This is a genomic window from Streptomyces sp. NPDC088554, from assembly GCF_044752945.1.
GTDB lineage: Bacteria > Actinomycetota > Actinomycetes > Streptomycetales > Streptomycetaceae > Streptomyces.
Window position 1 is genome coordinate 50,400 of record NZ_JBIVMF010000011.1, and the last position, 20,951, is coordinate 71,350.

Here is a 20,951-nt window from a genome sequence, read left to right on the forward strand (position 1 = left end):
ATCGACTGATTGTCGGTACGTACGGGAACGGGAGCGGGGCACCGGAGACGATTCCGGTGCCCCGCTCCCGTACGTACCGAAGGTTCAACTACTGACGGAAGTACCGGACTTGACGGGGCTGTCGCTCTTGTTGTCGCTCTTGCCGTGGTCAGAAGCGGGGGCGGTTTCCGCGGGTACGGAGTCGACCGGGGCGGAGTTGACCGGGGCGGAGTCGACGAGGGCGGAGTCGTCAGGGGCGCTCATGACGCGGCGGGCGACGGACTGGTCGAAGGCGCCCTCCCAGCGGGAGACCACGAACACGGCGACGCAGTTGCCGAGCAGGTTCACGACGACGCGCATCGAATCCATGATCCGGTCGGCCCCGAGCAGCAGCGCGACCGCGCCCGCCGGGATGACGCCGAGCGACGAGGCGGTGGCGGACAGGGCGAGGAAGGCGGAACCGGGCACTCCGGCCATTCCCTTGCTGGTGAGCATCAGCACCAGGACGACCGTGACCTGCTGGCTCAGGCTCAGATCGACGCCGACGGCCTGGGCGATGAACAGTGTGCCGATGGAGAGGTAGATGGACGCGCCGTCGAGGTTGAAGGAGTAGCCGGTGGGCAGGACGAGCCCCACCGCGTCGTCCCGGCAGCCCGCCTTGCGGAGCTTGTCCATCATGCGCGGCATCACGCTCTCGCTGGAGGCGGTGCCGAGCGCGAGCAGCAGTTCGGCCCGGGTGTAGCGGACGAACTGCCAGAGGCTGATTCCGGTGAGCAGACGCAGGACGATCGCGAGCAGGCCGAGGAAGAGCAGACCGACGGCGTAGCAGACCAGGATCAGCTTTCCGTACGTGGTGATGACCTTCAGACCGTACTGTCCGATCAGGCTCGCCGAGGCGCCGAAGACGGCGAGCGGGGCCAGCCGCATCACGTACCGCACGAGGGTGAAGACGACCGCCTCCGCCTGCTCGACGGCGGGCAGGATCGCGGGCACCTTGGGGCCGAGGTGGAGCAGGGCGGCGCCGGTCATACAGGCCAGGACCAGCACCTGGAGGATGGCGTTGTCGGCGAAGGCGCCGACGAAGCTGGTGGGCAGGGACTCCAGGATGAAGCCCGAGGTGGACGCGAGTTCGCCGCCGCCGGTCTTGGCGTCGATGGCGTCGGGGTTCAGTGTGGAGGGATCGACGTTCATGCCGGCCCCGGGCGACGTCAGGTTGGCCGCGACCAGCCCGAGGACCAGGGCGAGCGTGCTGGCGACCTCGAACCAGATCAGCGCCTTGACGCCGATCCGCCCGAACGCCTTCATGTCCCCGGCCTTCGCGATACCGGTGACGACGACGCAGAAGACCAGTGGTGCGATCATCGTCTTGATCAGCCGGATGAATCCGTCACTGATCCACTGCACGGAGGTGCCGACATCCGGCCACATTTTCCCCACGAGAACTCCGAGCAGCAGCGCGACGGCTACCTGAGTGAACAGCGAGGTACGCAGCAACCTGCCTGCACGGCGTATCAGCACGAGACGTCTCCCACGGGGTCTTCTGCCATACGGAATTCTCCTTCCGCAATGAGCACTCTGAGGGCGCCCGGATTCGGCCACGTGTGATCGGTGTTACGAACATGCGCTGCGCTGTTACGTCAAGCGGTGAACCGGGACAAAATGGCCCAAGGGGGCGAGGTGTCCTGTCGGGGTTCGTGCCCGGCCACCGTCAAATGGCGCTGAGGTGCCGAGCGGTCGGTGCATCAAAGCCCGGATGTCCGCGGATGAGTCGGCGGACGCGGCGGGTGGACCGTGCCCCTCGTGTGGCGCCCGTGCCCGTGCCCGGGTGGGTGGGTTGCCCGGGCGGCCCGCGGGGGCGGTCCTGGAGTCGTCGTGACGTGATCCCTCGTGCTTCGGCGGCGCGCCTCGGCCACTGCGATCGGTAGTTGGTTCTCGAGGAGCTCAGCATGTGGCGCTACGAACAGTTGTCCTCTTCGTCCGGGTAAGGTCCCTGTGTGCTGCCACATGGCGCCCAATCGAAACGGAGACACGCTATGACCGCCAGGATTGCCACGAACGCCACATGGAAGGGACGGCTGGCCAGAGGGGGTGCAGTGGTCGGGCTCGGCGCCGCCGTGCTGGCGGGTCTCGCGACCGCGCCCGCGCAGGCCGCCGAGCCGTGGCGGGTCAATGGGCCCATCCGTTACAACCAGGACCAGGCGTCGGCCGACATTCCGCGCGTGGAGGCCGAGTGCCGCCGCCAGGACGGTTACCCGTCGGGCCGGAGCGTCCTGGGCGCCTGGAGCACCGTGGACAAGCAGTGGGTGTACTACGCCCAGGTGTCCTGCATGCCCAAGCGCGACGTCTAGTGCCGGGAGGGGCACCGGACCGCTCGCCCATCCGGTGCCCTCGCCGGGCGGATCTTCCCGAACGCCCGGCATGACAACCCGGGCCCGCCCCCGCCCGACGCGCGGGCCCGGTAGGCTGTAGCCGCTCCGCCGCTGGCGGGCGGGGCGTTGGGTGGGTTGCCCGAGCGGCCTAAGGGAACGGTCTTGAAAACCGTCGTGGCAGCGATGTCACCGTGGGTTCAAATCCCACACCCACCGCAGCAGGTCAGAGTGTGTGCAGGTCAGAAGGGGTGCCCCGGGTCGTGGGGCACCCCTTCCGCGCTTGGGCCTGTCTCACCCTGTCCCGCTGATATCCCACTGTTGACCAGTGCGTGTGGCCAAGCTGTGGCCAGGATGCGGCAGGGTCATGGGGCCGGTTGCCCGCCCTTCGCCTGGTCGGCAAAGCCCTGGTCGATCAGCTCGTTCATCCGGTCCTCCTCACCGTCCAGGACCTTCGCGTAGTAGCGCTGGAGTACAGCGATGCTCTGTCCGGCCCGGCGGGCGGTCTCCGCGAGGCTCACCCCGGACCGCAGCCAGAAGGACACGCACGCGTGCCGCAGGGCGTACGGCACGTCAGCGAGCGATGAAGCCACCTGGGCAGGGGTGAGCGCGCGCCGCCGTGCCTCTTTCCACACGGCCCCGTACTCCTGTGATCGGATGGGGCCGCCACGGACGGCGGCGAACAGACGACCGTCGTCGCCCGTACCGAACTGCTCGATGTGCTCGCGCAGCATCTGTACCAGCACGGGCGGGATCGGTACGGGGCGTACGGTCCGCCGGGCGCGGTGCTTGAGTCCTCGTTCCTCGTACGGCTTCCCGTCGTCGGTCCACCCGGAACCCACCTGCGGACGGGCGCCGGACAGGTTCAGGCGGCCCCATCCGGTCTCGGGAAGGGTGCACTGGTCGAGGCTGAGCACGGAGACCTCTTCCGGCCGCATGGCGCCGTAGTACATGCACCCGAAGAACGCTGCCAGGCGTTCCCCGCGCGGCCCCTGTTCGCGTACGGCCTTGAGGAGCGCGCTTGCTTGGCCCGGTGTGGCGACGCTCTGTTCGTCCAGCTCTCCCACGGCTTTGGGTACTTCCCAATGCACGCGTTGCAGGGGATTGCTCGGCAGCAACTCGTTCTCCACGGCCAGGCGCAGGCAGTTGCTGAAGACGGCTCGCCGTCGCCGGATCGTGTTCGGCGCGGCCGGTTTGCCGTCCTTCTTCTTAGCGAGTTCGTCGAGGACCGTACGCATCACCTTCGCGCTGTCGAGGTCCACGATGGCCGGGGCGTACTTCTCCACCCACGCCAGCGCCCGCGCTTCACTGTCCGGCGGCTCGGCCGTGTGCCGACCGGCGTTGAAGGCCCACTGATAGAGCGCCCGCCGTAGCAACTCCGTTTCAGGCCGACCCCTGCCGTCCGGGCAGAGCGCCAGCGTCGCGATGGTCAGACTCTCCGCGATGCTGGCCCGGTGCTTCGCGGCGGCGGCCGGGCCAACTCGGTAGTGCCGCCGCCCATCTGGACCTGGCCACGGCCTACCTTGCCCGCGGTGACGTCGAGGGAGTCGGTGCGAAGCTCTCGGAGGTGTTCGGCGCCGAGGGATATACGGCGAGTATCACCATCAGGCTTCGCAATCTGGCCGCGCTCCTCGGAAGCGAGCCGTACCGTGGCGCACAGTCGGCAGTCGATCTCCGCGCGCACATTCACGAGGTGACCGTCCGGCCCGCTCTGGCCAGCAATCCTACGGAGCCCCGATGACCGCCCAGCCCACGCATGATCATCTGGTGACCGATCGCAGCCTTCTTTCCACCAAGGCGTACGGCACGGGTCAGCACCTGGCCGCCCGTCAGTCCCTCTACCAATGGCAGACCCCGAGGCACGACCTTCCGGGCATCGTCGTGAACGAACTGGCCGACGTACGCGGTGTGGTCGCTGACGTGGGTTGCGGTAACGGGAAGTTCGTCGCCCGGGTTCGGGAGGACCGTCCCGACCTGAACGTGCTGCCCATGGACGTCTCTCACGGCATCCTCGGCACCATCCCCGGAGCGGTCGTCGCGGACGTCCAACAGTTGCCCATTGCGGATGGAGCCCTCGGTGCGGTTCTTGCGCTGCACATGCTGTACCACGTCGAGGACCAGGTCCAGGCTGTAAGGGAGTTGGGCCGCGTACTGGCACCCGGCGGCATCGCGATCGTCTCCACGAACAGTCAGACCGACAAGCGGGAACTGGAGCACCTTTGGCGCCGGGCCGCGGGCGATGTGCTGGGCATCCAGGAGGGCCCGGCCCGAGTGCAGCTCTCTGCTCGCTTCACCCTGGAGGAGGCGCCCGCGATCCTCGGTACGGTCTTCAGCGAGATCCGTACGATCCCCCTGCCAGGAGTGATCGAGGTGACCGACGCTGAACCGGTCGTCGCGCACTTGGCCTCCTACGAAGCCTGGGCCGACAAGATGGGCGTTCCGTTCCGGGAGACGATCGAGCGCGCGCGGGAGCGGGTCAACGAGACCATTCGGGCAGAGGGCGCTTTCCGCGTCACTTGCCTGGGCGGCATACTCGTATGCCAAGGAACACGGCGGTAGAACCCGCGTACAAAAGCCGGTGAATTCTGCACACTTAGCCTGGGGCGCGGATGTCAGTAGAGATTCCAGTTCTTCGCGTGGGTCGATGCCTGGGATCTCTTCTTCTCTCAGGCGGGCAATCAACTGCAATAGTCGCTTCGGTCCACCTTTGTGTGTCGAATACAAGATAAGTTCTCGATCGCCGAGGAAATCGGTAGAGAATTCTCCGGCGGTTGCCAGTGCGACTCTCGGCCGTGAGTGCATTCCGATAGCCTCAGCGAGTTTGTCGGCGTCGTCCTTCAGCGTGGCTGCGCGTAGTGCTCGCAGGACGTCGGCCAGGTCTGATCTGGTACTCCCCGGCCACTCGTCCTTGCCCACGAGTGCGCCAATGAAACTGTGTGCGTACCAGTGACTGCTCTCCCCTTCATGTCGACGTAGTGCGACGAGAAACTTCGGAATATCGACAGCAGGTTTAGCTAGCAGACGCGTTGCAAAGTATAGGTTGGCGACGTTTTCTGCCTCTTCTTCGGTGATTGAAGTGAGGATTCGCGCCGTCTGTTGGGCTGGTTCGTGGACAGCTAGGCAACCCTCACGCTTTGGGTTCTTAGCTGGCTCAGGTGTGGCCAGCGTGGCGCTGTTTGCCGCCAAGGGCCTGCTTGATCAACTGCCTGGAGTCTTCGACTCGTGGCACGCTGCGCGGCGCGCATGGCGCGGAGACCCGCCACGCTCAACCGAGCTTGAGCCAGGTCAAAGCGTGGGTGCGTTGGACCGCTCCGGCGTCACCCCTGTGTCAGCACCTGACTCGCGCTTCTAATCGACCAGTGGACCAGGTGTGGACCGCCGGAGGCGCTGCTGGATCCCGGGAGCAGGGAACGAGCAGGTCAGCCACGGTGAAGGTGCGTACCGCAGCACTCTCTTGAAAACCGTCGTGGCAGCGATGTCACCGTGGGTTCAAATCCCACACCCACCGCAGCAGGTCAGCGTAGGTGCAGGTCGGAGGGCGCGTTTCCCGGTTCGGGGGGCGCGCCCTCCGGTGTGGGGGTGGGGTGGGGTGTCCGTATCCCGGACGGGGGTTCTGTTGCACCTCTGTTGTATCTATGCTGTGCGCATGCCTTCCGCGCCTGTCGTTCCCGCTGGTCCCGTCTCCGTTCCCGTGAAGCAACCGCCCGCCGCTGAGCGTGTCTACAGCCATATCAAGGAAGCCGTCCTCGATCGCCGTTATGAGGGCGGCACCCTGTTGACCGAGGGGGAGTTGGCGGAGGCGGTGGGGGTGTCGCGTACTCCGGTGCGGGAGGCGTTGCTGAAGTTGGAGGTCGAGGGGCTGATCAAGCTCTACCCCAAGAAGGGCGCGCTGGTGCTGGCGGTGTCCGCGCAGGAGATCGCGGATGTGGTCGAGACGCGGTTGCTGGTGGAGGAGTTCGCCGTGCGGAAGGCCGTGCCGGCGTCCGGGCGGTTGATCGCGCGGCTGGAGGAGTTGCTGGAGGAGCAGCGGGCGCGGGCCGAGGACGGGGATCTGGCGGCGGTGGCCGTGTCGGACCGGTGTTTCCACGCGGAGATCGTGCGGAACGCGGGCAATCAGATCCTGTCCAAGCTGTACGACCAGCTGCGGGACCGGCAGTTGCGGATGGGCGTCGCCGTGATGGAGGCGCATCCCGACCGGATCGCCGCCAATGTCACCGAGCACGCCGAGATGCTCGAAGCCATCAGAGCGGGTGACGCGGAGGGTGCCGCCGCGTGTGTGCGCCGCCATGTCAGCCGGGTCAAGGTGCTGGTCAGGGGTGAGGCCCGGTGAGTTCCGTCTCCGTCACCCTGCCCGGCGATCCGCCCGGCGGCCGGCGGGCCGCCTGGGTCTGGGGCATCGGCGTCGCCGTCTACTTCGTCGCCGTCATCTTCCGTACGAGCCTGGGCGTCGCCGGTCTCGACGCCGCCGACCGGTTCGGGATCAACGCCTCGGCGCTGTCGACGTTCTCGATACTCCAGCTGCTCGTGTACGCGGGCATGCAGATACCCGTCGGCCTCCTGGTCGACCGGTTCGGCACCAAGAAGGTGCTCACCTTCGGCGTGGTGCTGTTCACCCTCGGGCAGCTGGGCTTCGCCTTCTCGCCCTCGTACGGTACGGCTCTCGCCTCCCGCGCCCTGCTCGGCTGCGGGGACGCGATGACGTTCATCAGCGTCCTGCGGCTCGGCGCCCGTTGGTTCCCGGCCCGGCGCGGGCCGATGATCACACAGATCGCCGGGTTGTTCGGGGTGGCGGGCAACCTCGTCTCCACCATCTTCATCTCCCGTACCCTGCACGGCCTCGGCTGGACCGCGACCTTCGCCGGGAGCGCGCTGGCCGGCGTGGTCGTTCTCGTACTGCTGGTGCTCTTCCTCAAGGACCATCCCGAGGGGTACGAGCCGCCGCCCGCCGAGCACGCGGGCGCCGCGTACGTACGCAAGCAGATCGCCGCGTCCTGGCGGGAACCCGGCACCCGGCTCGGGATGTGGGTGCACTTCACGACGCAGTTCCCCGCGCTGTTCTTCCTGCTCCTCTGGGGCATGCCCTATCTCGTCGAGGCGCAGGGGATGTCCCGTGGAGACGCGGGCGAGCTGCTCACCCTGATCGTGCTCTCCAATATGGTCGTCGGACTGGTGTACGGGCAGGTCATCGCCCGCCACCACGCGGCCAGGGCCCCGCTCGTCCTCGGCACCGTGGCGGCGACCGCGCTGCTCTGGGCGGCCACGCTCCTGTACCCCGGCGACCACGCGCCCCTGTGGCTGCTGGTCACCCTCTGCGTGGTCCTCGGTTCCTGCGGGCCCGCCTCGATGATCGGCTTCGACTTCGCCCGGCCCGCGAACCCGCCCGAGCGTCAGGGAACGGCCTCCGGAATCGTCAACATGGGTGGTTTCACGGCCACCATGACGACACTGTTCGTCGTCGGAGTGCTGCTGGACCTCACCGGTGACAACTACCGGATCGCCTTCTCGTGCCTCTTCGTCCTCCAGGCCGTCGGCGTCGCGCAGATCCTGCGCCTGCGCAACCGCACCGCCCGCCGGGAGCGGGACCGGCTGGTGGCCAGCCGTGTGGAGGCCGTGCACGTTCCCGTGTAGCCCGTCACGTTTCCGTACAGCCCGTGCGGAGGGTGGTGGAGTACGTCCCTGGTGTGCCGGGGTCTTGGCGCACCAGGGACGTACCACCCCCGTCGCTCCGTCTTACTTCGTCACCGCGAACTCGCGCAGAATCGCCTCCGCCAGCTCCTCGTCCCCGTCCGTCTTCACCCGGTCCCCGACCGCCGAGGGCCGTACCCGTCCGCACGCCAGCCGGTAGTACGTCTCCCAGTCCGTCGTCAGCGTCACCACCGGGCCGAGCGACGGCGACCCGTCGATCGAACCCTGTCCGTCCGCGTTCACCCTGACCGTACGGAGGAACTCCAGCGGGCCCGTCACATCGATGACCACCGCGGAGTTCGGCGGGGCGCCCGCGTCCTCGGCGATGACCTTCGGCAGCGCGGCCAACAGCGTGTCGCGGACGATCAGGGCGCCGGGGGAGTCGATGTTGCCGGGCTGGTTCAGCGCGTACCGCAGGTCCTGCTCATGCACCCACACGTCGAACGCGCGTGCCCGCATGGCGTTCTCCAGGGTCTGCTGGGTGCGCACCGGCGCGGGGACCATGGTGTCGGGGGAGCGGGTCTCGTTCCGCAGCTGCCGGTTGCGGCGGATGATCGTGTACTCCAGCTCGGAGACGATCTCCAGCGAGGTGTGGTGCCGCCGCACGTCGACCTGTAGCTCCATATAGCGGGCGGACTCGCTCTGCACGTGGTATAGATCGCGTGGCAGTGAGTGGATGGGCCGTGGATCCCCGAGCATCTCGCTCTCCATGCCGATGACGTGCGAGACGATGTCCCGTACGGACCAGTTCGGGCACGGCGTGCGCCGGTTCCATTCGCCGTCGACGAGCGGCCGCGCCAACTCGATTATGGCTTCGATGGAATGGGCCCAGGCATCGGCGTAGTTTTGAAGGCTGGGATGGACGGTCACGGGACCCCTCGGCGGTTCTGCGGTACGCGGGCTGGCTTGCTGGCGGGCGGGGAGCGGCTGCGGGCTGCGGGGAGGTTCGGCAGCTAAGTTACGCTCCCTGGTGGCACCCCGGCAGTGCTTTCGTGTGACGATCGTAGGCCCGTGTTGACGGCTCGAATGCCAGGACGGTGGTACTGTGCGCGCCTCTCTGCTCCAGATCGCGGTGGACCCCGACGAATCGGCCGATTCCCGCAGGCGTCGGGTGGCCTCTCTCGTACGGGAACAACGGGGCGCCGATCTCGTCGTGCTCCCCGAGCTGTGGCCGGTCGGAGCCTTCGCGTTCGACTCGTTCGAGGCGGCGGCCGAGGCGCTGGACGGGCCCACCTTCGAGGCGATGTCGGGCGCCGCGCGTGACGCGGGGGTCTGGCTGCACGCCGGGTCCATCGTCGAACGGGCCGCCGACGGCGGGCTGTACAACACCTCGCTCGTCCTGTCCCCCGCCGGTGAGCTGGTCCGTACGTACCGCAAGATCCACCGCTTCGGCTTCGACAAGGGCGAGGCGACGCTGATGGAGGCGGGCGAGGAACTCGCCACCGTACGGCTGCCGGCCGGGTCCGCCGGGCCGGGGCTCACCCTCGGCCTTGCCACCTGTTACGACCTGCGCTTCCCCGAGCTGTTCCGCGGCCTGACCGACGCCGGGGCGCAGCTCTTCGCCGTCCCCGCCGGCTGGCCCGCCCGCCGCCGCGCGCACTGGACGCTGCTGGCCACGGCCCGTGCCGTGGAGAACCAGGCGTACGTCCTGGCCTGCGCCACCGCCGGAACCCACGCCGGGGTCGAGCAGTCGGGCCACAGCATCGTCGTGGACCCCTGGGGCGAGGTGCTCGCCGAGGCGGGGACGGGCGAGGAGGTCCTGACGGTCGACCTCGACCCGGGGAAGGTCGCGGTGACCCGCGAGCAGTTCCCGGTGCTGAGGGACCGGCGGCTGGGGCTGGCCGCGCCGTCGTCCCGGCAGGGCTGACGCCCGCCGATCCGCCGTGGACGGGCCCGACGTCCGCCGCCGGCAGGGCTCGACGTCCGTCGCCGGCAGGGCTCGACGTCCGTCGCCGACAGGGGGCGACGTCCGTCGCCGGCAGGGCTCGACGTCCGTCGCCGACAGGGGGCGACAGAACGGGCCCGGCCGGTGGGGGAAGGGGTGGGGAGTGGCACCCTTGGCGCATGACCGATGCGACTCCCGCCCCCGCCTCCACCCCGTCCCGCCGTGTCCGCGTCCGCGCCCCCGAACTGATCGGCAAGGGCGGCTGGCTGAACACTGGCGATGTTTCGTACACCCTCGCTGAGCTGCGGGGACGCATCGTCATTCTGGATTTCTGGACCTTCTGCTGCATCAACTGTCTGCATGTCCTGGACGAGCTGCGGGGGCTGGAGGAGAAGCACCGCGACACCGTGGTGATCATTGGCGTCCACTCGCCGAAGTTCGTGCACGAGGCCGAGCACCAGGCGGTCGTTGACGCCGTCGAGCGTTATGAGGTGCATCACCCCGTTCTGGACGACCCCGAGCTGGCCACCTGGAAGCAGTACGCCGTACGGGCCTGGCCCACGCTGGTCGTCATCGACCCCGAGGGCTATGTCGTCGCCCAGCACGCGGGCGAGGGACACGCGCACGCCATCGAGAAGCTGGTGGCCGAGCTGGAGACGGAGCACGCGGCGAAGGGCACCCTGCGGCGCGGGAATGGTCCGTACGTACCGCCGGAGCCGGTCGCGAGCGATCTGCGGTTCCCGGGGAAGGCGCTCGTGCTGCCCGGCGGGAATCTGCTGGTCTCCGACTCGACCCGGCACCAGCTCGTCGAGCTGGCCCCGGACGGCGAGAGCGTCGTACGGCGGATCGGGACCGGCGCGCGGGGGTTCGGGCCCGAGTCGTTCAGCGAACCGCAGGGGCTGGCGCTGCTGCCCGATGGCACGGTGATCGTCGCGGACACCGTCAACCACGCGCTGCGTTCGTACGACCCGGCCACCGGCGCCGTCGGGACCGTCGCCGGGACCGGCCGGCAGTGGTGGCAGGGGTCGCCCACCTCGGGGCCCGCGCGGGAGGTGGCCCTCTCCTCGCCGTGGGACGTCGCCTGGTGGGCGGGGCGCGTGTGGATCGCCATGGCGGGCGTCCACCAGCTGTGGACGTACGATCCGGCGACCGGGACCGTGGCCGTCGCGGCGGGCACCACCAACGAGGGGCTGGTGGACGGGCCCGCCGCCGAGGCGTGGTTCTCGCAGCCGTCCGGGCTCGCGGTGTCGGCGGACGGGGACCGGCTGTGGATCGCCGACTCCGAGAGCAGCGCCCTGCGGTACGTGGAGCGGGACGGCGAGGGGGAAGGCGACGGCGAGGGCGGCGGGTTCGTGATCCGTACGGCCGTCGGCACCGGTCTCTTCGACTTCGGCCACCGCGACGGCCCCGCCGAACAGGCGCTGCTCCAGCACCCCTTGGGCGTCACGGCGCTGCCGGACGGCTCGGTCGCCGTGTCGGACACCTACAACCACGCCCTGCGCCGCTTCGACCCCGCGACCGGTGAACTGACCACGCTGGCCACCGACTTGCGGGAGCCCAGCGACGCGGTGCTGGTCGGCGAGGACATCGTCGTCGTCGAGTCCGCCCGCCACCGGCTGACCCGGCTGCGCCTGCCGGACGAGGCGGTACGGGTCGAGTCCGTGGCCCACCGCACCCGGCGGGCCGCCACCGAGGTCGCCCCGGGCGCGCTCCGGCTGGACATCGTCTTCTCCGCGCCGACCGGCCAGAAGCTGGACACGCGCTACGGCCCGTCCACCCGGCTCCTGGTCTCCGCGACCCCGCCCGAGCTGCTCGCGTCCGGCGCCGGCGCCGGTACGGACCTCGGCCGCGACCTGGTCCTGGCGGACGGGGTCACGGAGGGCGTCCTCCATGTCTCGGCGATGGCGGCGTCCTGCGACGACGATCCGCTCAACGAGTACCCGGCGTGCCATGTCCACCAGCAGGACTGGGGTGTTCCCGTACGGGTCACCCCGGAGGGAACGGCCCGGCTCGGGCTCGTACTGGCCGGTCTCGACGCGTAGGCCGTGGCAGAGACGGTCAGCCCTCCAGGAACGCCGCCAGCGCGTTCGCCAGCAGGAACGGGTCGTCGGCGCCGCACAGTTCGCGGGCGCTGTGCATGGAGAGGATCGCGACGCCGATGTCGACGGTCTGGATGCCGTGCCGGGCGGCGGTGATCGGGCCGATCGTCGTCCCGCACGGCATCGAGTTGTTCGAGACGAACGACTGCCACGGCACGCCCGCCTTCTCGCAGGCCGCGGCGAAGACGGCCCGGCCGCTGCCGTCCGTCGCGTACCGCATGTTGACGTTGACCTTGAGGATCGGGCCGCCGTTGGCGCGCGGGTGGTGCGTCGGGTCGTGGCGGTCGCCGTAGTTCGGGTGGACGGCGTGGCCGGTGTCCGAGGAAAGGCAGACCGTGCCCGCGAAGGCCCGCGCGCGGTCCTCGTACGTACCGCCGCGGGAGAGCACCGAGCGCTCCAGCACCGTGCCGAGCAGCGGGCCGTCCGCGCCGGTGTCCGACTGGGAGCCGTTCTCCTCGTGGTCGAAGGCGGCGAGCACGGGGATGTACGGGAGGGGCGGGTGCTCCCCGCCGGACACGGCCCCGGATCCGGTGGCGACCGCGGCCAGCGCCGCCGTACCCGCGTGCACGGAGATCAGGTTGTCCATCCGGGGGCCGGCCACCAGCTCGCGGTCGCGGCCGAGGTAGGCGGGCGGCTCGATGGCGTGCGGCATCAGGTCCCAGCCGGTGATGTCCCCGGCGTCGACGCCGGTCTCCTCGGCCACGAAGCGGATCAGATCGCCCTCGGCGGGCTCCCCGAGCCCCCAGATCGGCTGCATGTGCCGCTGCCGGTCCAGCTTGAGGCCGTCGGTGTTGACCGAGCGGTCCAGATGGACGGCGAGCTGGGGCACGCGCAGCAGCGCCCGGTCGATGTTGACCAGCCGGTGCGAGCCGTCGCGCAGGGTGATCCGGCCGGCGAGCCCGAGATCGCGGTCGAGCCAGGTGTTGAGGAGCGTCCCGCCGTAGATCTCGACGGCGATCTGGCGCCAGCCGTACGACCCGGTGTCCGGCAGCGGCTTGACCCGCAGGTTGGGCGAGTCCGTGTGCGCGCCGACGATCCGGAAGGGGGTGTGCGGCTCGGCGCCCTCCGGTACGAACCAGGCGATGAGCGCCCCTCCGCGCAGCACGAACCGTCCGCCCGTCGACCCGTCCCAGGCATCCGTCTCCCGCAGCTGCCGGAAGCCCGCCTTCTCCAGGCGCTCGGCGGCGTTGGCCACGGCGTGGTACGGCGACGGGCTGGCCGCGAGGAAGGACATGAGGTCGTCGGTGTGGCCGCGGTCGAAGCGGACGGAATTGCTCATGGGGTTCACCATAACGACGGGGTCCGTCAGCGAACCCGGCGCCGGTTGCAACGGCATGTGCCAGTGCGGGACAAGCTCCGCACATGGGTGGATCAGCCACGCAAACGCGGCGGTGGCGGCGGGGCGGGAGCGGTGCGGAACCCGGACAGCGGTCAGGGCGCCTCCCCATGGCGGGGGAGACGCCCTGACGTACTCTCGGCGTTCGAGGGAACCCAACGGCCCTAGAACACCGCTTCGTCCAGCTCCATCAGCGAGTTGTCGACGGCCTCGGCGAGCGCGCGCTCCGCCGAGACGCCCGGCAGCACGTTCGCCGCGAAGAACTTCGCCGCCGCGATCTTGCCCTGGTAGAACGGCACGTCCTTCGCCACGGCCGTCTCCAGCTTCTCCGCCGCCACGGCCGCGCCGCGCAGCAGCAGGTAGCCGACGACGACATCGCCCGAAGCCATCAGCAGGCGCGTGGTGTTGAGCCCGACCTTGTAGATGTTCTTGACGTCGTCCCCGGTGGAGGTGAGGTCGGCCAGCATCTGCCCGACGATCGCCTCCAGGTCCGCCGCGGCCTTGGCGAGCGCGGCGCGGGCGGGCGCCAGCTCCGTACCGCCCGTGCCGACCGCGAGGAAGGTCTTGATCTCCTCGGAGAGGGTGTTCAGCGCCTGGCCCTGGTCCCGGACGATCTTCCGGAAGAAGAAGTCCTGGCCCTGGATCGCCGTGGTGCCCTCGTACAGGGTGTCGATCTTGGAGTCCCGGATGTACTGCTCGACCGGGTACTCCTGGAGGTAGCCGGAGCCGCCGAAGGTCTGGAGCGACTGGGCCAGCTGCTCGTACGACCGCTCGGAGCCGTAGCCCTTGACGATGGGCAGCAGCAGGTCGTTCAGCCCGTGCAGCGCCTTGGCGCTGTCGCCCTCGGCCTCCTTGACGGCGATCTCGTCCTGTACGGAGGCGGTGTACATGACCAGGGCGCGCATGCCCTCCGCGTACGCCTTCTGCGTCATCAGCGAACGGCGCACGTCGGGGTGGTGCGTGATGGTGACCTTGGGCGCGGCCTTGTCCATGAACTGCGCGAGGTCGGAGCCCTGGACGCGCTCCTTGGCGTACTCCAACGCGTTCAGATAGCCGGTGGAGAGAGTGGCGATGGCCTTCGTGCCGACCATCATCCGGGCGAACTCGATGATGCGGAACATCTGGCGGATGCCCTCGTGCTTGTCGCCGATCAGCCAGCCCTTGGCGGGGTGGCGGTCGCCGAAGGTCATCTCGCAGGTGTTGGACGCCTTGAGCCCCATCTTGTGCTCGACGTTCGTCGCGTACGCGCCGTTGCGCGCGCCCAGCTCGCCGGTCTCCGGGTCGAACTCGTACTTCGGTACGAGGAAGAGGGAGAGGCCCTTGGTGCCGGGGCCGGCGCCCTCGGGGCGGGCGAGGACGTAGTGGAGGATGTTCTCCGACATGTCGTGCTCACCCGAGGTGATGAAGCGCTTCACGCCCTCGATGTGCCAGCTGCCGTCCGGCTGCTCGACGGCCTTCGTGCGGCCCGCGCCGACGTCCGAGCCGGCGTCCGGCTCGGTGAGGACCATGGTCGAGCCCCACTGCTTCTCGACGGCGATGGCGGCGATCTTCTTCTGCTGCTCGTTGCCCTCGTCGAAGAGGACACCGGCGAACGCCGGGCCGGAGGCGTACATCCACACGGCCGGGTTCGAGCCGAGGAGCAGCTCCGCGTACGCCCAGATCAGGGAGCGGGGGGAGGGGGTGCCGCCGATCTCCTCGGGCAGGCCGAGGCGCCAGTACTCGGAGTCCATGAAGGCCTGGTAGCTCTTCTTGAACGCCGCGGGTACGGGTGCGGTGTTGGTCTCGGGGTCGAATACCGGGGGCGTACGGTCCGCTTCCGCGAACGACTCCGCGAGGTCGTTCTCGGCGAGGCGCGTGATCTCGGCCAGGATCGACCTGGCGGTCTCCGGATCCATGTCCGCGAACGGACCCGTGCCGTACAGCTTGTCGCGCCCGAGGACCTCGAAGAGGTTGAACTCGATGTCGCGGAGATTCGACTTGTAGTGCCCCATGGCGACGACTCCGTATGGATCGGATGGACCGGATGTACCGGCAAGTAGCTACGATGATGCTACCCATCGGTAATAAGATGCAACCCCACTCGATTCCGGGGACGGTTCCGACGGGATCCCGGCGATGATCCAGTCCGCCCGGGGAACGCGGCCTCCGGGGGGCGCGTTCCTCAGTACTCTTGCGGCATGTACGGCTACGACCAGACTCCTGGCGCTCAGCAGCAGTACGCGCAGCAGCCGCAGCAGCCGATGGGCGGTGCGGGTGCGGGTGGCTACGGCGAGCAGCCGCTCTATCCGGAACCGTCGCCTCCGTCGCTCGGTGACGCCGTACGGGCGTTCACGACGGGGTCGCTCCAGGCCGAGGACTTCCAGCAGATCTTCGCCACGTCGAAGGTCTACTGCCCCCGCGGCGACAATCCGGGGTTCCTCGCGCTGCACAACACGCAGCAGCCGGTGATCCCCATGTTCAGCACGCTCAAGGAGCTGCGGCGGTACGCGGGCAAGGAGTCGAAGTACTTCGTGATCACGGGCGCGGAGGTGATCGACCTGCTGCCGACGGGGTACGGCTTCGTGCTCGACATGGAGGGTGACCACCGGATGGTGTTCGACGCGAAGGCGGTCGAACAGATGGTGGACTTCGCGATGCGCCGTATGTACGGCTGACGCTCCTCCTTCTCCCGCTCCTTCCGTCCCGTTCCGTCTCCTTCCGTCTCCTTCCTGTTCCCTCCTGCTCCTTCCTGGGGTCCGTGCCGGCCGGCACGGACCCCAGAGTCATGTCCGGGCGGGGGCGGGGCGGGGATTCCGGGGGTTCGTGGGAGTCCGGGAATGAGGAGACCCTTGCGGGATGTTCACCATTCAACTAAATTAAGTGGTGAATACTCCCGAGGAGGCTCTCCATGCCCGCAGTGACCGTCGAAAACCCGCTGACCCTGCCCCGGGTGGCGGTCCCGGCCGACGCCGTGGCCCGCCCCGTGCTCGCCGTCACGACCGCGCCCAGCGGGTTCGAGGGTGAGGGCTTCCCGGTGCGCCGCGCGTTCGCGGGGATCCACTACCAGCACCTCGACCCGTTCATCATGATGGACCAGATGGGCGAGGTGGATTACGCCCCGGGAGAGCCGAAGGGCACCCCCTGGCACCCCCACCGGGGCTTCGAGACCGTCACGTATCTGATCGACGGCAGCTTCATCCACCAGGACAGCAACGGCGGCGGCGGGACCATCGGGAGCGGGGACACCCAGTGGATGACGGCGGGCTCCGGCCTGCTGCACATCGAGGCGCCGCCGGAGTCGCTGGTCATGTCCGGCGGGCTGTTCCACGGCCTCCAGCTGTGGGTGAACCTCCCGGCGTCCGACAAGATGATGAACCCTCGCTACCAGGACATCCGCGGCGGCCAGGTCCAGCTGCTGACGTCCCCCGACGGCGGTGCGCTGCTGCGCGTGATCGCGGGTGAGCTGGACGGCCACGAGGGCCCCGGCGTCACCCACACCCCGATCACGATGATCCACGCGACGCTGCGCCCCGGCGCCGAGGTGACGCTCCCCTGGCGCGAGGACTTCAACGGCCTCGCGTACGTCCTGGCCGGTCGCGGCACGGTCGGTACGGACCGGCGCCACATCCACACCGGCCAGACGGCGGTGTTCGGCGCGGGCGGCACACTCACCGTACGGGCGAACGAGTCGCAGGACTCGAACACCCCGGACCTGGAGATCGTCCTCCTGGGCGGCCGCCCGATCCGCGAGCCGATGGCGCACTACGGCCCGTTCGTCATGAACAGCCACGCCGAGCTGAAGCAGGCCTTCGACGACTTCCAGGCAGGCCGCCTGGGAACGGTCCCGGCGGCACACGCGTAACAGCGTTCTCCACAGCCGGCCCCGGCCGCCCGCAGACCGAACGCGGGCGGCCGGGGCCGTTCTCCGTCCGGCCCGGATACCCGTACGGCCTGCGGGCTGCCGCCCCCGGATGCCCCGGCCGCCCGCCGGTCACCCCCGTGGCCGTCCCCGCAGGACAGGGGTGGCGGGGCGTGGTCGGGTGGGAGGGTGCAGACGCTGCCTTCCCCCGACCTCGTGCCCGCGAGCGCTCGCCGCCTCGCCACCTGGTGCGGGGTGCTGTTGCTGGTCTCCGCCGTCGTGGCGGTGGCGGTCTGGCTGTGCGTCACCTTCAAGACCGCGGTCACGCCCGTGCTCCTCGCCCTCCTCGGCACCGCGCTGCTCGGGCCGCTCTACCGGCGGCTCGTCGCGATGCGGCTCAACAAGTCGCTCGCGGCCGGGCTGACCTGCGTCGCCGTGGTGGCCGTGGTCGGTGGCGCGGGTTATATCGTCGTCAGCGCGCTGGTGGACAGCGGCGATCAGATCGTCTCCTCGCTGCGGCAGGCGGGGCAGGATCTGAGCCGGCACTTCGGCGCCGCCGGGACCTCCCTGGACGATCTGGCGAAGAACGCCAAGGACCTGCTCGGGAAGTTCGGCGCCACCGCCGCCTCCGGGGTGCTCAGCGGGATCAGTGTCGTCGGCGAGCTGATCGCCACCGGCGTACTGGCGCTGCTGCTGATGTTCTTCTTCCTGCGCGACTCCGACCGGGCGGTGCGCGCCGTCAGGGACTTCGTCCCGGAGGAGAGCGGCGAGACCGTCGAGGCGATGGGGCGCAGGGCGTTCGGGGCCGTCGAGGGCTTCATGCGCGGGACCACCGTCATCGCCCTCATCGACGCGATCTGCATCACCGTCGGTCTGCTGGTCCTGCGCGTGCCCGGCGCGGTCGGGCTCGGGGCGCTGGTGTTCGTGGGCGCGTACATCCCGTACCTCGGCGCGTTCATCTCCGGCGCGGTCGCCGTGCTGGTCGCGTTCGCGGACCGGGGGTGGGTGATCGGGGTCTGGGTGCTGGGTGTGGTGCTCGCCGTACAGGTGCTGGAGGGGCATGTGCTCCAGCCGATGATCCAGAGCCGTACGGTCCAGATGCATCCGGCCGTGGTGATACTGGCGATCACCGCGGGCGCGAGTGTCGCCGGGATCCTGGGCATGCTGCTCGCCGTACCGCTGACGGCCGCGGCGTTCGGCGTCCTGTCCGAGCTGCGGGAACGGTACGGGCCCGAGGGCACTCGGCGCGGGGGAGAGGCGCCGGTCCCGCCGCGTCCCTAGCGTCGGTGTTCGTGGCGTTCGCGTCCCTGGCGTCGGTGTTCGTGGCGTTCGTCTTCCTGGCGTCGGCGTCGTGGCGTTCGTCTTCCTAGCGTCGGTGTTCGTGGCGTTCGTCTTCCTGGCGTCGGCGTTCGTGGCGTTCGCGTTCGTGGAGCTCGAACCAGATCGACTTCCCCTCGCCCCGCGGATCCACCCCCCACGCGTCCGCCAGCATCTCCATCAGCATCAGCCCGCGCCCGCTGGACGCCAGCTCGCCGGGGTGGCGCCGATGGGGCAGGTCGTCGCTGGCGTCGGCGACCTCGACGCGCAGCCGGCGCCCGCCCTGCGTGCCGCGCGCCTCCGCGACCAGCAGCGCGTCGCCGTCCGTGTGGACCAGCACGTTCGTCAGCATCTCGGAGACCATCAGCTCCGCCGCGTCGATCTGCTCGCCGTCCGCCCAGTCGTGCAGCAGCTCGCGGAGCTGGCGCCGGACCGTCCCGATCCGTTCCGGTTCGGCCTGTGCGACGGTCAGCGCGGTACGCCACGCCGTGTCGTCGGCGGTACGGGCGGGCTCGGGGTCCCTGGCCAGGAGCAGCAGCGCGATGTCGTCCTCGCGGCGGTCGGAGAGCGGCCCGGTCGTGCGGTGCGAGGTGGGGCCGTGGACGGCCTGGATCAGGGCGTCGGCGAGCGTCTCCAGGGGGTCGCCGCTGTGCTTCTCCAGGATGGGCCGCAGCCGGGCCCAGCCGGTGTCCGGATCGTGGCCGCCGGTCTCCAGCAGCCCGTCGGTGCAGAGCATCAGCGTCTCGCCGGGTTCCAGGCGCAGCCGGGTCGTCGGGTAGTCGGAGTCGGCCTCGATGCCGAGCGGCAGCCCGCCCTCGGTCGGCCGGACGACCGCGGTGCCGTCCACGGTGAGGATCACCGGGTCGGGGTGGCCCGCGCGGGCGATGTCGAGGGTGCCGGTGTCCGGGTCGACCTCCAGGTAGAGGCAGGTCGCGAAGCGGGGTGCGGCGAGGGTGTACGCCTCCTCGGAGAACTTCGTGGGCGGTACGGGGCCGCCGGGGGCGTGGCGCTCGGTCCCGGCCCCCGCGCTGTAGTGCTGGAGCCCGGAGAGGAAGCGGGACGCCCGGGAGAGCACGGCGTCCGGGCGGTGCCCCTCGGACGCGTACGCCCGCAGCGCGATCCGGAGCTGGCCCATCAGGCCGGCGGCCCGTACGTCATGGCCCTGCACATCCCCGATGACCAGCGCGAACCGCCCGCCGGGGCGTCCGCCGGGCGGGCCCGTACCGCCGCCGGGGAGCGGGATCATGTCGTACCAGTCGCCGCCCACCTGGAGTCCGCCGCCGGTCGGTACGTAGCGCGCGGCGACTGTCATGCCGGGGATCTCGGGGCCGGTCGTCGGCATCATCGAGCGCTGGAGGCCGAGGGACAGCTCGCGCTCGGACTCGGCGACCCCGGCGCGCGCCAGCGCCTGGGCCAGCATGCGCGCGACCGTGGTGAGGACGGACCGCTCGTCGGGGGAGAACGCGACGCGGTGTTTGAAGGCGGCCATCCAGGTGCCGAGGGTGCGGCCCGCGACGATCAGCGGTACGAACGCCCAGGAGCCGAGGTCGAAGCGGCGTACGTGCTGCCAGGTGGCGGGGTAGCGGTCCGCGTACATCTCCGGTGTCCGGAGGTAGACGGGCCGCCCGGTCCGTACTGCCTCGGCTGCCGGGGATTCCGAGTCGAGCGGCAGCGTCTCGAACCGGACGACGTCCTCGGGGGCCTGTGACTGCCTGTAGTGCCCGATCAGGCGCAGGCTCTCGCCGGAGAGGCTGAAGACCGCGAGGACGTCCGGCGAGAAGCCCGGCATGGAGAGGGAGGCCGCGACCCGCAGCACCTCGGTGGTGGACCGGGCCTCGGCCAGCGCCCGCCCCGTGTCCAGCAGGAACGCCTCGCGGGAGCGGCGCCAGTCGCCGGTGACGGAGGTCCCCTCGACGACGGTGCTCGGCCGTGGCTCGGCGACCTCCTGCATGGTGCCGAACAGCCGGATGGCCTGTTCGCCGTTGGGCAGCGGGATGACGACCGGCTTGCAGCGGGACCGTACGGTACGGAGCACCCGGCGGCTGCCGTCCATGACCCGCAGCCGGGCCTCGGCGAGGGTGTCCTCGGCGATGGCGAGGCGGATGATGCCGTAGATCTCGTTCCAGTCGACGGGGTGGAACCGGGCGCGCGCGGCGGCGGCGCTGAGGACTGTGGGCTCTGCGGGCAGGCCCAGCAGCCGGGCGCCCTCGGCGTCGTAGGTGACCATGTCGGAGGCGGTGTCCCAGCTCCAGAGGCCGGTGCTGAGCGCGGCCAGGACATCCTCGGTTCGCATTGTCCTACTTTATGAATATCTGGTGCGGGAACGCCAGCGAGGCAGGACTCAAGGGGGAGGCGGGAGCGCCGACGCGGTAGGGACTGGAGCGGGGCGGAGCCGCCGGCGAAGGCAGGACTTAAAGGGGGCGCCCGGCTGGACGGTAACCTGTTG

Annotated in this window: 15 protein-coding genes and 1 tRNA gene; 10 read left to right on the forward strand and 6 right to left on the reverse strand. The window is 69.8% G+C overall.

Annotation, left to right across the window (positions count from 1 at the left end):
* Window positions 1-84: 84 nt before the first annotated feature.
* Window positions 85-1,473 carry a cation:dicarboxylate symporter family transporter gene (locus ACIP8W_RS14835; RefSeq protein ID WP_402203328.1) on the reverse strand — a complete coding sequence of 463 codons (1,389 nt, stop codon included), beginning with the start codon at window positions 1,471-1,473 and terminating at the stop codon, window positions 85-87.
* 539 nt (window positions 1,474-2,012) lie between these two features.
* Between ACIP8W_RS14835 and ACIP8W_RS14840 the strand changes: the two genes are divergently transcribed.
* Window positions 2,013-2,327: a hypothetical protein gene (locus tag ACIP8W_RS14840; RefSeq protein WP_401955056.1), complete on the forward strand. Its 315-nt coding sequence runs from the start codon at window positions 2,013-2,015 to the stop codon at window positions 2,325-2,327.
* A 150-nt stretch (window positions 2,328-2,477) separates the two neighbouring features.
* Window positions 2,478-2,564, forward strand: a tRNA-Ser gene (locus ACIP8W_RS14845).
* A gap of 146 nt (window positions 2,565-2,710) precedes the next feature.
* On the opposite strand, the gene ACIP8W_RS14850 is transcribed toward ACIP8W_RS14845, so the two are convergent.
* Window positions 2,711-3,721 carry a tyrosine-type recombinase/integrase gene (locus ACIP8W_RS14850; RefSeq protein ID WP_402203336.1) on the reverse strand — a complete coding sequence of 337 codons (1,011 nt, stop codon included), beginning with the start codon at window positions 3,719-3,721 and terminating at the stop codon, window positions 2,711-2,713.
* A 361-nt stretch (window positions 3,722-4,082) separates the two neighbouring features.
* Between ACIP8W_RS14850 and ACIP8W_RS14855 the strand changes: the two genes are divergently transcribed.
* The 3 genes from ACIP8W_RS14855 to ACIP8W_RS14865 all read left to right on the forward strand — a co-directional run bounded on the left by ACIP8W_RS14855 (window position 4,083) and on the right by ACIP8W_RS14865 (window position 7,973).
* Window positions 4,083-4,904 carry a class I SAM-dependent methyltransferase gene (locus ACIP8W_RS14855; RefSeq protein ID WP_402149138.1) on the forward strand — a complete coding sequence of 274 codons (822 nt, stop codon included), beginning with the start codon at window positions 4,083-4,085 and terminating at the stop codon, window positions 4,902-4,904.
* 1,087 nt (window positions 4,905-5,991) lie between these two features.
* Window positions 5,992-6,675 carry a GntR family transcriptional regulator gene (locus ACIP8W_RS14860; RefSeq protein ID WP_401955057.1) on the forward strand — a complete coding sequence of 228 codons (684 nt, stop codon included), beginning with the start codon at window positions 5,992-5,994 and terminating at the stop codon, window positions 6,673-6,675.
* Entirely contained in the window at window positions 6,672-7,973 is a 1,302-nt protein-coding gene (locus ACIP8W_RS14865; protein WP_401955059.1) for a nitrate/nitrite transporter, read from the forward strand. Before ACIP8W_RS14860 ends, ACIP8W_RS14865 begins: the two co-directional genes overlap by 4 nt.
* A gap of 102 nt (window positions 7,974-8,075) precedes the next feature.
* Here ACIP8W_RS14865 and ACIP8W_RS14870 read toward each other — a convergent pair whose 3' ends face one another.
* Window positions 8,076-8,900 (reverse strand): maleylpyruvate isomerase family mycothiol-dependent enzyme, encoded by an 825-nt coding sequence (locus tag ACIP8W_RS14870; RefSeq protein WP_401955061.1) that lies wholly within the window; start codon window positions 8,898-8,900, stop codon window positions 8,076-8,078.
* Between the two features lie 175 nt (window positions 8,901-9,075).
* Between ACIP8W_RS14870 and ACIP8W_RS14875 the strand changes: the two genes are divergently transcribed.
* Together ACIP8W_RS14875 and ACIP8W_RS14880 are read left to right on the forward strand one after the other, a co-directional pair.
* On the forward strand, window positions 9,076-9,897 hold the full coding sequence (locus ACIP8W_RS14875; RefSeq protein ID WP_401955063.1) for a carbon-nitrogen family hydrolase: 822 nt from the start codon (window positions 9,076-9,078) through the stop codon (window positions 9,895-9,897).
* Window positions 9,898-10,094: 197 nt separating this feature from the next.
* Window positions 10,095-11,957 (forward strand): NHL domain-containing thioredoxin family protein, encoded by a 1,863-nt coding sequence (locus tag ACIP8W_RS14880; protein WP_401955065.1) that lies wholly within the window; start codon window positions 10,095-10,097, stop codon window positions 11,955-11,957.
* A gap of 16 nt (window positions 11,958-11,973) precedes the next feature.
* Here the strand turns inward: ACIP8W_RS14880 and ACIP8W_RS14885 are convergent, their stop codons facing one another.
* Together ACIP8W_RS14885 and ACIP8W_RS14890 are read right to left on the reverse strand one after the other, a co-directional pair.
* Complete coding sequence (locus ACIP8W_RS14885) at window positions 11,974-13,293, reverse strand: M18 family aminopeptidase (RefSeq protein ID WP_401955067.1); 1,320 nt, start codon at window positions 13,291-13,293, stop codon at window positions 11,974-11,976.
* Window positions 13,294-13,514: 221 nt separating this feature from the next.
* Window positions 13,515-15,341 (reverse strand): acyl-CoA dehydrogenase, encoded by a 1,827-nt coding sequence (locus ACIP8W_RS14890; protein ID WP_401955069.1) that lies wholly within the window; start codon window positions 15,339-15,341, stop codon window positions 13,515-13,517.
* A gap of 186 nt (window positions 15,342-15,527) precedes the next feature.
* On the opposite strand from ACIP8W_RS14890, the gene ACIP8W_RS14895 reads away from it, so the two are divergent.
* The 3 genes from ACIP8W_RS14895 to ACIP8W_RS14905 all read left to right on the forward strand — a co-directional run bounded on the left by ACIP8W_RS14895 (window position 15,528) and on the right by ACIP8W_RS14905 (window position 18,469).
* Window positions 15,528-16,004, forward strand: coding sequence for an SseB family protein (locus tag ACIP8W_RS14895; RefSeq protein ID WP_401955071.1), 477 nt, complete (start codon window positions 15,528-15,530; stop codon window positions 16,002-16,004).
* Between the two features lie 233 nt (window positions 16,005-16,237).
* Entirely contained in the window at window positions 16,238-17,191 is a 954-nt protein-coding gene (locus tag ACIP8W_RS14900; RefSeq protein ID WP_401955073.1) for a pirin family protein, read from the forward strand.
* 195 nt (window positions 17,192-17,386) lie between these two features.
* The gene (locus tag ACIP8W_RS14905) at window positions 17,387-18,469 is read left to right on the forward strand and encodes an AI-2E family transporter (protein ID WP_401955331.1); all 1,083 of its coding nucleotides are present in this window, start codon (window positions 17,387-17,389) and stop codon (window positions 18,467-18,469) included.
* Window positions 18,470-18,554: 85 nt separating this feature from the next.
* On the opposite strand, the gene ACIP8W_RS14910 is transcribed toward ACIP8W_RS14905, so the two are convergent.
* Window positions 18,555-20,798 (reverse strand): SpoIIE family protein phosphatase, encoded by a 2,244-nt coding sequence (locus ACIP8W_RS14910; RefSeq protein ID WP_402203216.1) that lies wholly within the window; start codon window positions 20,796-20,798, stop codon window positions 18,555-18,557.
* Window positions 20,799-20,951 lie beyond the last annotated feature (153 nt).

Bases quoted from the DNA above. Each gene is read 5' to 3' on its own strand.
- ACIP8W_RS14855 (WP_402149138.1), top strand. From the start codon at position 4,083: ATGACCGCCCAGCCCACGCATGATCATCTGGTGACCGATCGCAGCCTT.
- ACIP8W_RS14900 (WP_401955073.1), top strand. From the start codon at position 16,238: ATGCCCGCAGTGACCGTCGAAAACCCGCTGACCCTGCCCCGGGTGGCG.
- ACIP8W_RS14840 (WP_401955056.1), top strand. From the start codon at position 2,013: ATGACCGCCAGGATTGCCACGAACGCCACATGGAAGGGACGGCTGGCC.
- ACIP8W_RS14880 (WP_401955065.1), top strand. From the start codon at position 10,095: ATGACCGATGCGACTCCCGCCCCCGCCTCCACCCCGTCCCGCCGTGTC.
- ACIP8W_RS14910 (WP_402203216.1), bottom strand. From the start codon at position 20,798: ATGCGAACCGAGGATGTCCTGGCCGCGCTCAGCACCGGCCTCTGGAGC.
- ACIP8W_RS14895 (WP_401955071.1), top strand. From the start codon at position 15,528: ATGTACGGCTACGACCAGACTCCTGGCGCTCAGCAGCAGTACGCGCAG.
- ACIP8W_RS14890 (WP_401955069.1), bottom strand. From the start codon at position 15,341: ATGGGGCACTACAAGTCGAATCTCCGCGACATCGAGTTCAACCTCTTC.
- ACIP8W_RS14860 (WP_401955057.1), top strand. From the start codon at position 5,992: ATGCCTTCCGCGCCTGTCGTTCCCGCTGGTCCCGTCTCCGTTCCCGTG.
- ACIP8W_RS14885 (WP_401955067.1), bottom strand. From the start codon at position 13,293: ATGAGCAATTCCGTCCGCTTCGACCGCGGCCACACCGACGACCTCATG.